The sequence below is a fragment of the Bradyrhizobium sp. Ai1a-2 genome (genome assembly GCF_000426245.1).
Lineage (GTDB): Bacteria > Pseudomonadota > Alphaproteobacteria > Rhizobiales > Xanthobacteraceae > Bradyrhizobium.
Genome location: NZ_AUEZ01000027.1, coordinates 88,551 through 101,115 on the forward strand (window position 1 = coordinate 88,551; position 12,565 = coordinate 101,115).

The window sequence follows — 12,565 nt, forward strand, 5'->3', positions numbered from 1 at the left end:
CTCGCGCACCGTCATCCAACTAGACGCAGGTGTAAGCGTGCCCACCATTGTGCCTCGAGTGCGTGGCGGACACGGCGTTTTCGCGCCCACCCTACGCGACTTCGCTCCGACGAGAGACTACACGCCCGCCATCATGACATATTTGATCTCGACATATTCTTCCATGCCGTGATGCGAGCCTTCGCGGCCCAGGCCGCTCTCCTTGACGCCGCCGAAGGGGGCGACTTCGGTCGTGATCAGGCCGGTGTTGACGCCGACCATGCCTGATTCCAGCGCCTCGGCGACGCGCCACACACGCCCAAGGTCGCGTGAATAGAAGTACGAGGCGAGGCCGAACGGCGACTTGTTGCACATCGCAACCACGTCGGCTTCATCCTTGAAGCGGATCACCGGCGCGAGCGGGCCGAACGTCTCTTCCTGCGATACCAGCGCATCCGGCTTGACGTCGGAGAGCACCGTCGGCTCGAAGAAGGTGCGGCCGAGCGATGAGCGCTTGCCGCCGGTTATGACCTTGGCGCCGCCCTTCACCGCATCGGCAATATGCCGCTCGACCTTCTCGATCGCTTCCATGTTGATCAGCGGCCCCTGCACCACGCCCTGCTCGGTGCCGTCGCCGATCTTCATCGCGGCAACCTTCTTCGAGAGCTTCTGCACGAACTCGTCGTAGATCTTGTCCTGGGCATAGAGGCGGTTGGCGCAGACGCAGGTCTGGCCCATGTTGCGGTATTTCGAGACGATCGCACCTTCGACCGCGGCATCGATATCCGCATCGTCGAACACGACGAAGGGCGCATTGCCGCCGAGTTCCAGCCCGAGTTTCTTCACGCCGACGGAGGCCTGCCGGTACAGGATCTTGCCGACCTCGGTCGAGCCGGTGAAGCCGACAAAGCGCACCGCAGGGTGCTCGCACAGTACCTTGCCGATCGGCGGCGCATCGCCGGTGATGATGTTGAACACGCCCTTCGGCACGCCGGCCTTCTCGGCCAGCGCCGCCAGCGCCAATGCCGACAGCGGCGTTTCGTTGGCAGGCTTCAGCACCACGGTGCAACCGGCGGCGAGCGCCGGCGAAACCTTGCGGGTGATCATCGAGTTCGGGAAGTTCCACGGCGTGATCGCGCCGCAGACGCCGATCGGCTGCTTGATCGCGAGCAGCCGTGCATCCGGCCGCTGGGTCGGGATGGTCTCGCCATAGACCCGGCGGGCCTCCTCGGCAAAGAACTCGACATAGGCGCCGCCGATATCGACCTCGCCGAGCGCCTCGGCCAGCGGCTTGCCCTGTTCCGAGGTCAGGATCAGCGCCAGATCCTCGCGGTTGGCGATGATCAACTCGAACCATTTGCGCAGGATATTGGAACGCTGCTTGGCGGTCAGCTTGGCCCAGGCCGGAAAGGCGCGTTCCGCGGCCTCGACTGCCTTGGTGGCGTCATCGGCGCTCATCTGCGGGATCTTTACCAGTTCGGCGCCGGTGGCCGGATTATTGACGGAGAAGACGGCCGTACCGACCCAGGCGCCATCGATGTAGCAGCGGTCGCGCAGCAGCGAGGGGTCTTTCAGGCGATCGCGAAGTGAGGTCGCTGCGGATTCTGAAGCGCGTGCGGCAACGGGCGGGTTCATGGCGTCACTCCTGGAATTTTCTGGGTTTGCCGGCCAAACATAAGTCGAAACCGGCCGCAATGCACGGTCCGCCGATAGCGGATGCGTCAAGCAATTTTGCGGGGGTTCGGTAGCCGATCAGAGCGTTTTCGAGCGAAGTGGACACCGGTTCGCGTAAAGAAAACGCGTCAAAACAAGTTCTAGGCCGCGCCGTTCAAATAGGTGTCGCGACGCCCGATCATGCGCTCCGCCGCCGCCTTGGCATCGGCCTTCGAGGATGTCGCGCAGGTGCGGTATTCGAGATCGGGCAACTTGGCCGGGTCAGGGCGGCCGAACCACGACCTGGGCGCGACCTGCAGCAGCGCGAGTGCCTGCGCGACATTGTCGACCGCCTCGAAGGAATGCAGCGCACCCGTGCCGGCGTAGCGGACCTCGTAAAGGCCGGGGCTGATCGGGGCTTCGATGTTCTCACTACGCCCGGGCCGGGGATACCGTTTCCACTCACTCCAGGTCGAGATCATCGCCACATCCTCACAACTTCAAAAGCAACCATTTGCCTCAAAACATCCAGTCCAGAAGCATGGTTTGCCTTGGAATTAGAATGCGTTGCATCACGAAATCATTGACGCGAATCAATACCAAATCACGTTATCGTGGATGACTTCTGCAATCGGCGGGATCGGCGGCCGCTCCATCTTAAATCTGCGTGATGCAGTTGCAATTCGGTGTCGCGCATTGCCGCATCCCCTGACGAGATCGCTTGCGGGATGCGACGCGCGGGAGGAAGATCATCGTCTCCACAACAATGATCAGGAGGCGCCCCCATGCAGAGCAAAGCTCAGATCGATCAGCTTCTGCGTCAGAAATGCGATGCGAAGGAAATCCCCGGCGTGGTCGCGATTGCCGCGACCGGCAATGAAGTCATCTACGAAAACGCATTCGGCAAACGCGACCTCGGCAAAGACGATGCCATGACGACGGACAGCGTGTTCTGGATCGCCTCGATGACCAAGGCGGTGACGAGCGCGGGTGCGATGCAACTGGTCGAACAGGGCAAGCTCTCGCTGGACGAGCCGATCGGCAAGGTGCTGCCTGATCTCGCTTCACCGCAGGTGCTCGAAGGCTTCGATGCCAATGGCGAGCCCAAGCTGCGGCCCGCCAGGAAGCCGATCACGCTGCGCCATCTGATGACCCACACAGCGGGGTTCTGTTACAGCATGTGGAACGGCGACGCCGCGAAATATCTGGAGAAGACGGGGCAGCCCGCGGTCACTACCTGCAAGAATGATGCGCTGAAGGTACCGATCATGTCCGATCCCGGCACGCGCTGGGAATATGGCATCAATATCGACTTCATCGGCAAGGCCGTCGAAGCGGCAAGCGGCAAGCGGCTCGATGCCTATTTGCGCGATCATCTGTTCGCGCCGCTCGGCATGACCGACACCGGCTTCAAGATCAGCGATGCCATGCGCAAGCGCCTCGTCGGCATGCATGCCCGCACGCCCGATGGATCGCTGATGCCGATCCCGTTCGAACTGGAGCAGGAGCCGGAATTCCACATGGGCGGCGGCGGTCTCTACTCGACCGCGGGCGACTACATCAAGTTCACCCGGATGATCCTCAACAAGGGCCGCGGCAACGGCAACCAGTTGCTGAAGCCGGAGACCGTGGCGCTGATGGGCCAGAACCACATGGGCGATCTCAACGTCACCAAGATGGTCTCGGCCGATCTCACGCTGTCCAACCATATCGATCTCTATCCGGACATGGACAAGAAGTGGGGCCTGAGCTTCCTCATCAACACGGCAAAGACGCCGGAAGGACGCCGCGCCGGCAGCCTCGCCTGGGCGGGACTGGCCAACACCTACTACTGGATCGATCCGACGAGCGACATCACCGGCGTGATCCTGATGCAGCTGTTGCCGTTCGGCGACGGCAAATGCCTGGAAGCCTTCGCCGGCTTCGAGCGCGGCATCTATGCCGGCCTCGATGCTGGCAGCGGCCAAAAGGCGGCATGAGCCGCCGCCTGCTCGCCACAACCACCATCGTCATTACGCGGCGATGAAGTCGCCACTTCCTCTCATTCCGGGTCGCGCCGCTTGGCGCGAACCCGGAATGACGGGTGCAGTTGGGATCAATTTCTTCAATCCAATCAACCTGATTTGCCCCGTCCAGCCCTCGCACAAAAAACATTCCGCTTTCGCCGTCAGGCAAATCAGCACTATGAATCCGCGCGTCTCACCCGGATGAGGGGCGGCTCGCGATCGTCACGAACGTTGCGGTGGGATGCGGTGGACGCAGGTGTTGCGACAGACGAACGCAACATCAGCGGACGGCGAAGTCGTGTGGTCCTGGCGCCCCGACGCTGGCGCTAAGCTTTTTCGCGCGAACAAGTTCGCGCGAGAGGTGATGGTGGCAAGAAAGCCCGGTCACCAAGGAGAGCACGAAGTAAGCCGTAAAACCATCGCGCAGGGAAAGCCGGAATGCTCCGGTTGAACCTGTGGTCCTACCCCCGTGCTTTTTGTTGCACGGGACCCACGGGTGCAACCAGCACCCGGCTTTCCCTGCGCCCTCTATTCAATGAGAGGGTGAAACGAGATGCAAAGCTCGGGCGCAACGCGTCGCGAGAACGCGCTCTCACATCCGCTGTTTGACTCAGACGTAGGATGGGTAGAGCGAAGCGAAACCCATCATTCGCGCCGCCTGCTCCATCGCGATGGGTTTCGCTTCGCTCTACCCATCCTACAGGTCCGCTGTTTGAAAATTGAATCAGGCCGTAGGGTGGGCAAAGCGGAGCGTACCCACCATCACGAGCGAAGTGTTGATGGTGGGCACGGCGCAAGCGCGCCTTTGCCCACCCTACGGCACTGCGGCGATAGAGAAGCCTTAAACCGGCAATCGGTTCTGCTGCGCCAGCTCCTTCAACGACACCTGCGGCCGCGCGCCGATATGCTGGATCACTTCGGCGGCCGCGAGCGCGCCGAGCCGACCGGCGTTTTCATGACCGGCGTCGCGGACAAGGCCGAACATGAAGCCGGCGGCGAAGAGATCGCCGGCACCCGTCGTGTCCACCAGTCGCTCGATCGGGAATGCCGGCACGGCGGTGACGCCGTCCTGCGATGCCACCACGCAGCCCTTCTCGCTGCGGGTGACGACGCCAAGCTTCGCGTCGACGCGGAACTGCTTCAGCGCGCTGTCGAAATCGGCGGTCTGGTACAACGAACGCAGCTCGGCTTCATTGGCGAAGACCAGGTCGACCGTGCCTTTGCGCATCAATTCGAGAAATTCGTCGCGATAGCGATCGACACAGAAAGAATCCGACAAGGTCAGTGCAACCTGGCGGCCCGCGCCATGCGCAATCGTTGCCGCCTTGACGAAGGCCTGCTTGGCGCTCGCGGGATCCCAGAGATAGCCTTCGAGATAGACGATGCGGGACGCCGCGATCTGCGCTTCATCGATATCGGCTGGCGTCAGATCCTGCGCAGCGCCGAGATAGGTGTTCATGGTGCGCTCGCCATCCGGCGTCACCAGGATATACGAGCAGCCGGTGGCAGGGCCATCGGCGGCAGGCCCGGTCTCGAATGCGACGCCCGCGGCGCGGATGTCATGGGCATAGAGTCGGCCGATCTGGTCGTCCTTGATCTTGCCGACATAGGCCGCGCGGGCGCCGAAATTGGCGACGCCGACGATGGTATTGGCCGCCGAGCCTCCGGACATCTCGGTCGCCGGGCCCATGTCCTGGTAGATTGCACCAGCGCGGGCTTCGTCGATCAGCGTCATGCCGCCTTTGGTCATGCCGTGACGGCTGAGAAACGCCTCGTCAGTCCTCACCAAAACGTCGAAAATCGCGTTGCCGATCCCGAGAACGTCATATTTTGCGGCGGCCATTATCCATCCTTCCAGCGATGCAGGAAGTTGCCGCCTACCAGATCAACATGGCGCCAGCAAGCCAAGCGGCTGTTATATAGAAGTCATATGATCCGCTCTTTCCTCACCGTCTCCTCGGGAACACTGGCCTCTCGGCTGCTCGGATTTGCCCGCGATTCCATCATCGCTGCGCTGCTCGGCGCCGGCGGGGTTGCCGACGCGTTCCTGGTTGCCTTTCAGATGGTCAATGTGGTCAGGCGTCTCCTGACCGAGGGCGCGCTGAACGCCGCGCTGATACCGGCGTGGCTCCGCTTGCGCGAGACCGAAGGCGCTACGGCCGCCGCGGCCTTCGCCGGCCGCGTGCTCGGCACCCTCAGCGCCGCGCTGATCGTGGCGTCCGTCCTGATCGGCTTGCTGATGCCATTGGTCATCGCGGCCCTGGCGCCGGGATTTGTCGGCCGCGAAACGCTGGAGCTTGCCGTCAACAATGCGCGGCTGATGCTGCCTTATCTCGCCTTCGCAGGACCCGTCACTGTCATGATGGGGCTCATGAACGCGCAAGCGCGCTTTGCGCTCACCGCATTCTCGCCGCTCCTGTTCAACATCGCGCTGATCGCGGTGATGGCCGTGCTGCTGGTGTGGCGGGGGGATGCGGCGCATGCCGCGATGATCGTCGCTGCGACCGTCGGCATTGCGGGACTGCTGCAATTGTCGATCCTGGTGCTGCGCGGCGGCAACGCGGCAACGCCGCTCAGCATCTCCTTCGACAAGGACATGCGCGGCTTTCTCGGCAAGGCCGTCCCCGGCATGATCGCAAGCAGCGCGCCGCAATGGCTGATGGTGGCGGGCGCCGTGATCGCCTCCGCCTCGCCATCGGCGGTGTCCTGGCTTTATTTCGCCAACCGCCTGATCGAACTGCCGCTCGGCATCGTCGGCGTCGCCATGGGCACGGTGCTGATCCCGGAGATGACCCGCGCGCTGCATAGCAATGACCGAAGCGCCATCGCGCGAACCGAATCGCGCGGCCTGGAATTGGCTGTCGGCCTCGCTTTGCCGGCGACGCTGGGCCTCATCGTATTGAGCGACCCGGTCGTGCGGATCCTGTTCGAGCACGGCGCGTTTGCCGCGCACGACGCCACGGCGACCGCGCATGCGCTGACCTGGCTTGCGCTCGGCCTGCCCGCGCATGTGCTGGTGAAGGCGCTGTCGCCGGCCTTCTTCGCCCGCGAGGATACCCGCACGCCGCTGTTGGGCGCGCTGGCCGCCATCCTGGTGGCGATCGTCGCGGCGTTCCTGCTCCGCCATTGGTTCGGCACGCGCGGCATCGCCGCCGGCATCACGCTCGGAGCCTGGAGCAACGCGCTCTATTTGATCAGGAAGGGGGGCGCGACGTTCGGCTTCTCGATCGATACCGAGGCGCGCGATCGGCTGCCGCGCATTGGCCTGGCGGCGCTCGCCATGGGCGCGCTGCTGTGGCTGCTGCAGGAGCTTTCGCCGCTGGCCGCCGGATCACGCGGGCTGGTGCAGGTCGTGATGCTGTTCGCAGTGATTTTCGCCGCCATGGCGAGCTACGGCCTGTTCTTGAAGCTGTTCGGCGTGATCGGCTGGCGCGAGGCGGTCGCCGCGATCAGGCAAAACCGTGCCGCCTGACTTGCGCAGATAGCCCCAAAATGGCAAACGACCCCGCCAAAGCGGCATTTTCCGGGAATTGAGACCATGGCGTTCGTGGAACGGGTTTTTTCAGGCGTCCAGCCGACGGGCAATCTGCACCTCGGCAATTACCTCGGCGCCATCGTCAACTTCGTCAAGCTGCAGGAGACGCACAACTGCATCTACTGCGTCGTCGACATGCACGCGATCACGCAAGGCGTGGACGTCTGGGGCGGCCCGGCGGAGCTCGCACGCAACACCCGCGAGGTGACCGCGGCGTTCATCGCCAGCGGCATCGACCCGAAGAAGCACATCGTCTTCAACCAGAGCCAGGTCGCAGGCCATGCCGAGCTGGCCTGGATCTTCAATTGCGTCGCCCGCATCGGCTGGCTGAACCGGATGACGCAGTTCAAGGAGAAGGCCGGCAAGGACCGCGAGAACGCCTCGGTCGGTCTCTACGACTATCCGGTGCTGATGGCGGCCGACATCCTGCTCTATCGCGCCACCCATGTGCCCGTGGGCGAGGACCAGAAACAGCATCTCGAACTGTCACGCGACATCGCGCAGAAGTTCAACAACGACTTCGGCGATTCGATCCGCGGCCACGGCATTGCGGACGGCCTGTTCTTCCCGTTGCCTGAACCGCTCATCACGGGACCGGCAACGCGCGTGATGAGCCTGCGCGACGGCACCAAGAAGATGTCGAAGTCGGAGCCATCGGACAATTCGCGCATCAACCTGACCGACGATGCCGACACCATCGCGCAGAAGATTCGCAAGGCGAAGACCGATCCGGAGCCGTTGCCGTCAGAGGAAAAGGGGCTGGAAACGCGGCCCGAAGCCGACAATCTCGTCGGCATCTACGCAGCGCTCGCCGGCATCGGCAAGCAGGAGGTGCTGAAGGAGTTCGGCGGCGGCCAGTTCTCCAACTTCAAGAACGCCCTGGTGGACGTTTGCATTGCGAAACTGTCGCCAATCGCAGCCGAAATGAAGCGGCTGGTCGCCGATCCCGGCCATGTCGATCAGATCCTGGTCGACGGGGCCAACCGGGCCCGCACGATCGCCGATGAAACCATGCGTGCCGCGAAAGACGTCGTCGGCTTCATCCGGCAGCGCTAGGCGATCAACATCGATTGCTCTCGCACCCTCTCCCAAAAACGGAGGGGGTGTGGCAGCATGAGTCTGCTTGGCAATAATGCACCGGGACATGCATGACCACCCAGCGACGAAGCTACGAATCTGGTCACAAGCCAAAATGCCTTGTCATCGTTGACGACAGCGCCGAATGGGACCGCGCCGTCTACTACGCCAGCCGCTGGGCCATCCGGGTCGGCGGCGGCGTCGTGATGCTGCGCGTCATCGAGACCGAGGACCAGAACCAGCAATGGCTCGGGGTGGCCGACATCATGCGTGCGGAGGCCGAGGAAGCGGCCAACGAGGCACTCGACCGCGCCGCCGGGCGCGCCAACGGCCTTGCCGCGATCACGCCCGAGCGGGTGATTCGCGAGGGCGACCCGACCGAGCAGGTCCTCGACGTCATCGACAAGGACGAGGACATCTCGATCCTGGTGCTGGCGGCCAGTCCGGGGCCGGAGGGACCGGGTCCGCTCATCACCACCATGGCCAAGATCATGGGCGCGTTCCCGATTCCCGTCACCATCGTGCCCGGCGGCCTGACCGACGAAGAGATCGATTCGCTGTCGTAACCCCTTGATTGACCGTCGGAACCGGCGGTTCGCGCCTTGATCCGTGCGTTCGCCGTCGCCATCTGCTAAGGGAACCCCACGCGCCGGCCTTGAACCGGCGACGCCGGAGAAAACCAATGTTCATCCAGACTGAAGCTACCCCCAACCCCGCCACCCTGAAGTTCATTCCGGGCCGCAGCGTGCTTGCAAGCGGCACCATGGAATTTGCGTCTCCTGAAGCCGCCGCCCGCTCCCCGCTCGCCGAACGGCTGTTCGCCGTGCCGGGCATCACCGGGGTGTTCTATGGCTCCGACTTCGTCACCGTGACCAAGGCCGACGGCGACTGGCAGCATCTGAAGCCCGCGATCCTCGGCGCGATCATGGAGCACTACATGTCCGGCGCGCCGCTGCTCGCTGACGGCAGCGTCGACGGCGATGATTCGCTCGACGAGGAAGACGAGTTCTTCAACGAAGAGGACGCCGACACCGTGGCGCAGATCAAGGACCTGATCGAGACGCGGGTGCGGCCGGCGGTCGCCAACGACGGCGGCGACATCACCTTCCGCGGCTTCAAGGACGGCGTCGTCTATCTCAACATGAAGGGCGCCTGCTCCGGCTGCCCGTCATCGACCGCGACGTTGCAGCACGGCATCCAGAATCTGCTGCGGCACTTCGTCCCCGACGTGGTCGAAGTCCGCCCGATGTAAGTGGTATAGGGTGGGCAAAGCGCAGCGTGCCCACCAGCAATGTCGCAAACCGGTCAGATGTGGGCACGCTGCGCTTTGCCCACCCTACGACAAGGGAGTGCGTGGTGAACTGGCGAATGCGGATTGGGATTGTCCCTGATCTTCCATTCGCCACTCGCCATTCGCCATTCGCTCCATGATCATTCTCGCCATCGATACCGCGCTCGACGCCTGCTCCGCCGCGGTGCTCGACACCGCCGCAAACAAGCCGCTCGCGCTGGAATCGCAACCGATGAAGCGCGGACACGCCGAGGCGCTGATGCCGCTGATCGCGCGGGTGATGAAAGAGAGTGGCATCGCCTTCACCGCGCTCGATCGCATTGCCGTCACCACTGGCCCGGGCAGCTTCACCGGACTACGCGTCGGCCTGTCGGCGGCGCGCGGCATCGCGTTGGCGGCTGGCAAGCCCGTCGTTGGCATCACCACGCTGACCGCCTATGCCGCGCCTGTTGTCGCCGAAAACCGCGAGCATCCGATCATCTCCGCGATCGATGCGCGGCACGACCATGTCTATTTCCAGGTGGTGAGCGGCGACGGCAGCCCGCTGGTCAAGCCGAAAGTGGCGCCGATCGCGGAGGCGATCGAGGCCGCGCAGCTTGGCGGGCCGCATCTGGTCGGCAATGCCGCAAAAATCCTAGCCGACCGCTGGCCGGCCGAGACGACGCCGCCCTCCACGGTCGATACCCAGGCTGCGCCCGACATCACCTGGGTCGCCTGGGTCGGCGCGGCCGTCGATCCCGAAGCGGCGCCGGCGCGGCCGTTCTATCTGCGCGCGCCCGACGCGAAGCCGCCGGCCAACCCGCTACTCGACGTCGCGCAATCGACGGCGTCATGATGGCCTGGCTTTCCGAATGGTTCGGCCGCGGCACGCCGGCGGTCGAAGCCGCAACTGTGCGCGACGCACCGCGGCTGGCGCAGTTGCACGGCGCCTCGTTTCATCGCGGCTGGGGCGAAGGCGAGTTCGAGATCATGCTCAGCGAGCGCAACACGCTGGTGCATCGGCTGCGGCTCGGGCGCAAGGTCATCGGCTTTGCGGTGTCGCGGATGGGAGCCGATGAAGCGGAAATCCTGTCGATCGCGATCGATTCCAGCCAGCGCGGCCGCGGCCTGTCGCGCAATTTGTTGCTGACGCATCTAGGCCATCTTGCCGGCCGCGGCGTGCGCACTGTTTTCCTCGAGGTCGAGGAAAACAACCAGCCGGCGCGACGGCTCTATGAACGGGCCGGATTTGCCGTCGTCGGTCGTCGCGAACGCTATTACAAGCAGCCCGGTGGGGAACATTTGAATGCGCTTCTGATGCGCCGTGACTTGTCGTAACATGCGGGCAGTGGCAGAACAGTCTTGCCCTGCCCTTCAAGGCTGAAGAAACATGGCTCCGCTGAAATCCCCGTCTGCGATGAAGAACACCGGCATCGAGGCGCGCTGCGCCGCGACCGGCATGCGCATGACCGAGCAGCGCCGCGTCATCGCGCGCGTGCTGGCCGAATCGGTGGATCATCCCGACGTCGAGGAACTTTACCGGCGCTGCGTCGCGGTCGACGACAAGATCTCGATCTCGACCGTCTACCGCACCGTCAAACTGTTCGAGGATGCCGGCATCATCGAGCGCCACGACTTTCGCGAGGGCCGCGCGCGCTATGAGCAGATGCCCGACAGCCATCACGACCACCTGATCAATCTGCGCGATGGCAAAGTGATCGAATTCACCTCGGAAGAGATCGAGAAATTGCAGGCGGAGATCGCCCGCAAGCTCGGCTACAAGCTGGTCGACCACCGGCTCGAACTGTATTGCGTCCCGTTGGACGAAGATAAGTCGTGACATAGCGTTTTCGGGCGAAGTGGATAGTGGTTCGCGTGAAGAAAACGCGTCAACGAGAAATTCCCGATCTCATCATTTTCGATTGCGATGGCGTGCTGGTCGACAGCGAAGTCATTTCCTGTCGCGCGCATGCCGAGGTGCTGACGCGTCACGGCTATCCGATCACGTCGGAACAGGTCTTCCATCGTTTCCTCGGTCGCTCGACGCGCCAGGCGAATCTCGAAATCGAGGCCGAACTCGGCCGCGCCCTTCCGGATGATTTCCACACGCAATTGCAGGACGAACTGTTCCGTTCCTTTGAGGCCGATCTGCAGGCGGTGCCGCACATTCACGCCGCGCTCGACCGGATTGCGCAGCCCGTTTGCGTGGCATCCAGCGGCTCACCGCAACGCATGCGAGTCAGCCTTGGCCGCACCGCTCTCCACGAACGATTTGCGCCGAACATCTTTTCGGCCGTACAGGTCAAGAACGGCAAGCCGGCGCCCGATCTGTTCCTGTTCGCGGCCGAACAGATGAAGGTGGCGCCCGCGCGCTGTCTCGTGGTCGAGGACAGCCTCCCCGGCATCACAGCCGCCAGCGCCGCCGGGATGATGGTGCTCGGCTTTTGCGGCGGCAGCCATTGCGGGCCGGGCCATGCCGAGGTGCTGCGCGCGGCCGGCGCCACGATGACGTTTGCGGACATGCGGCAACTGCCCGCGCTGATTGAAAGCGGCGCCATCGCAGCCACAATTTGAACCGTCATTCCGGGGCCGATGCGCAGCATCGAACCCGGAATCTTGAGATTTGGGGGGCATTTTCGGTTCTGATTGAATCGGAACCGAAGCTCCAGATTCTTGTTTTGACGCGTTTTCTTCACGCGAACCGGTATCCACTTCGCTCGAAAACGCTCTAGGTCGTGTGGACAATTACCTTAGCCAGAGCAGTGTTGCGGCGATAGCGACGACGGCGAAGTAATTTCGTGCCGTTTTTTCGTAGCGCGTAGCAACGCGCCTGAAACGCTTCAGTTTCGAGAAGCAGCATTCGATCAGATGACGCTCGGCATAGAGGGGTTTGTTGAGCGGATATTTGATTGCCCGTGAGGGATTGTTCGGAATGACGGCTTGAGCGCCTTTTGCGGCGATCGCGGATCGCAACGCATCGGAATCGTAGGCCGCATCGCCCATCACGACCTCCGCTGGGAGCCCCTCGATGAGCGGCTGGGCCTG

Annotated in this window: 13 protein-coding genes; 9 read left to right on the forward strand and 4 right to left on the reverse strand. The window is 63.4% G+C overall.

From position 1 onward, the window contains the following. Positions 1–117 precede the first annotated feature (117 nt). Together K288_RS0118650 and K288_RS0118655 are read right to left on the reverse strand one after the other, a co-directional pair. Positions 118–1,614: an NAD-dependent succinate-semialdehyde dehydrogenase gene (locus K288_RS0118650; protein WP_027580926.1), complete on the reverse strand. Its 1,497-nt coding sequence runs from the start codon at positions 1,612–1,614 to the stop codon at positions 118–120. Between the two features lie 179 nt (positions 1,615–1,793). Beyond that, the gene (locus K288_RS0118655) at positions 1,794–2,114 is read right to left on the reverse strand and encodes a hypothetical protein (RefSeq protein WP_027580927.1); all 321 of its coding nucleotides are present in this window, start codon (positions 2,112–2,114) and stop codon (positions 1,794–1,796) included. Between the two features lie 303 nt (positions 2,115–2,417). Here K288_RS0118655 and K288_RS0118660 point away from each other — a divergent pair, with 303 nt between their 5' ends. Continuing rightward, on the forward strand, positions 2,418–3,611 hold the full coding sequence (locus K288_RS0118660) for a serine hydrolase domain-containing protein (protein WP_027580928.1): 1,194 nt from the start codon (positions 2,418–2,420) through the stop codon (positions 3,609–3,611). A gap of 868 nt (positions 3,612–4,479) precedes the next feature. Here the strand turns inward: K288_RS0118660 and K288_RS0118665 are convergent. Beyond that, positions 4,480–5,481 carry an adenosine kinase gene (locus K288_RS0118665; protein ID WP_027580929.1) on the reverse strand — a complete coding sequence of 334 codons (1,002 nt, stop codon included), beginning with the start codon at positions 5,479–5,481 and terminating at the stop codon, positions 4,480–4,482. Positions 5,482–5,568: 87 nt separating this feature from the next. Between K288_RS0118665 and murJ the strand changes: the two genes are divergently transcribed. From murJ to K288_RS0118705, 8 genes are all read left to right on the forward strand, one after another. Continuing rightward, on the forward strand, positions 5,569–7,110 hold the full coding sequence (gene murJ, locus K288_RS0118670) for a murein biosynthesis integral membrane protein MurJ (RefSeq protein ID WP_027580930.1): 1,542 nt from the start codon (positions 5,569–5,571) through the stop codon (positions 7,108–7,110). 66 nt (positions 7,111–7,176) lie between these two features. Further along, entirely contained in the window at positions 7,177–8,229 is a 1,053-nt protein-coding gene (trpS, locus tag K288_RS0118675) for a tryptophan--tRNA ligase (protein WP_027580931.1), read from the forward strand. A gap of 92 nt (positions 8,230–8,321) precedes the next feature. Then, positions 8,322–8,816, forward strand: a complete 495-nt coding sequence (locus K288_RS0118680; RefSeq protein ID WP_027580932.1) for a universal stress protein — start codon at positions 8,322–8,324, stop codon at positions 8,814–8,816. A gap of 116 nt (positions 8,817–8,932) precedes the next feature. After that, positions 8,933–9,502: a NifU family protein gene (locus K288_RS0118685; protein ID WP_027580933.1), complete on the forward strand. Its 570-nt coding sequence runs from the start codon at positions 8,933–8,935 to the stop codon at positions 9,500–9,502. Positions 9,503–9,677: 175 nt separating this feature from the next. Further along, positions 9,678–10,376: a tRNA (adenosine(37)-N6)-threonylcarbamoyltransferase complex dimerization subunit type 1 TsaB gene (tsaB, locus tag K288_RS0118690; RefSeq protein WP_027580934.1), complete on the forward strand. Its 699-nt coding sequence runs from the start codon at positions 9,678–9,680 to the stop codon at positions 10,374–10,376. Then, on the forward strand, positions 10,373–10,858 hold the full coding sequence (gene rimI, locus K288_RS0118695; protein WP_027580935.1) for a ribosomal protein S18-alanine N-acetyltransferase: 486 nt from the start codon (positions 10,373–10,375) through the stop codon (positions 10,856–10,858). Before tsaB ends, rimI begins: the two co-directional genes overlap by 4 nt. 52 nt (positions 10,859–10,910) lie before the next feature. Next, positions 10,911–11,360, forward strand: a complete 450-nt coding sequence (locus K288_RS0118700) for a Fur family transcriptional regulator (protein WP_027580936.1) — start codon at positions 10,911–10,913, stop codon at positions 11,358–11,360. A 59-nt stretch (positions 11,361–11,419) separates the two neighbouring features. Continuing rightward, positions 11,420–12,094, forward strand: coding sequence for an HAD family hydrolase (locus tag K288_RS0118705; RefSeq protein WP_027580937.1), 675 nt, complete (start codon positions 11,420–11,422; stop codon positions 12,092–12,094). 171 nt (positions 12,095–12,265) lie between these two features. On the opposite strand, the gene K288_RS0118710 is transcribed toward K288_RS0118705, so the two are convergent. Continuing rightward, the coding region (locus tag K288_RS0118710; RefSeq protein ID WP_027580938.1) for an IS5/IS1182 family transposase at positions 12,266–12,565 on the reverse strand (300 nt) is incomplete at its 5' end.

What these genes read in the sequence shown, in the direction of transcription:
- K288_RS0118650 (WP_027580926.1), bottom strand. Translation starts at nt 1,614, where the DNA reads ATGAACCCGCCCGTTGCCGCACGCGCTTCAGAATCCGCAGCGACCTCA.
- K288_RS0118655 (WP_027580927.1), bottom strand. Translation starts at nt 2,114, where the DNA reads ATGATCTCGACCTGGAGTGAGTGGAAACGGTATCCCCGGCCCGGGCGT.
- K288_RS0118660 (WP_027580928.1), top strand. Translation starts at nt 2,418, where the DNA reads ATGCAGAGCAAAGCTCAGATCGATCAGCTTCTGCGTCAGAAATGCGAT.
- K288_RS0118665 (WP_027580929.1), bottom strand. Translation starts at nt 5,481, where the DNA reads ATGGCCGCCGCAAAATATGACGTTCTCGGGATCGGCAACGCGATTTTC.
- murJ (WP_027580930.1), top strand. Translation starts at nt 5,569, where the DNA reads ATGATCCGCTCTTTCCTCACCGTCTCCTCGGGAACACTGGCCTCTCGG.
- trpS (WP_027580931.1), top strand. Translation starts at nt 7,177, where the DNA reads ATGGCGTTCGTGGAACGGGTTTTTTCAGGCGTCCAGCCGACGGGCAAT.
- K288_RS0118680 (WP_027580932.1), top strand. Translation starts at nt 8,322, where the DNA reads ATGACCACCCAGCGACGAAGCTACGAATCTGGTCACAAGCCAAAATGC.
- K288_RS0118685 (WP_027580933.1), top strand. Translation starts at nt 8,933, where the DNA reads ATGTTCATCCAGACTGAAGCTACCCCCAACCCCGCCACCCTGAAGTTC.
- tsaB (WP_027580934.1), top strand. Translation starts at nt 9,678, where the DNA reads ATGATCATTCTCGCCATCGATACCGCGCTCGACGCCTGCTCCGCCGCG.
- rimI (WP_027580935.1), top strand. Translation starts at nt 10,373, where the DNA reads ATGATGGCCTGGCTTTCCGAATGGTTCGGCCGCGGCACGCCGGCGGTC.
- K288_RS0118700 (WP_027580936.1), top strand. Translation starts at nt 10,911, where the DNA reads ATGGCTCCGCTGAAATCCCCGTCTGCGATGAAGAACACCGGCATCGAG.